This is a genomic window from Neisseria sp. P0001.S005 (assembly GCF_051963715.1).
In genome coordinates, this window is record NZ_JBQCTZ010001076.1 from 1 (window position 1) to 236 (window position 236).

At 54.7% G+C, this 236-nt stretch carries 1 protein-coding gene; it reads right to left on the bottom strand.

The genetic code is table 11. The annotated features are described in order from the left end of the window. Nucleotides 1–236 (bottom strand): peptidase dimerization domain-containing protein (locus ACTHSP_RS24110; RefSeq protein WP_440347237.1); only part of this gene is annotated, 236 nt, incomplete at both ends.

The following is a 236-nucleotide window of genomic DNA, read 5'->3' on the forward strand; positions in this document are numbered from 1 at the left end:
TGCCACATCGGTCAGTTTTCCTGCCTGAGTCAGGAACGGTTGGCCTGAGCAAGACCACTGCAAATCGTCTTGCACGCCGTGTTTGTCCAAAATGGCGTGGACGCGTTGTTTCAGCCCTTCTTCGGTGGACTCGGTCGAGAAACGGAAATTGAATTTGACGTTCAGCTCGCCCGGAATCACATTGGTCGCGCCTGTGCCGCCGGTGATATTGGAAATTTGGAAACTGGTCGGGGGGA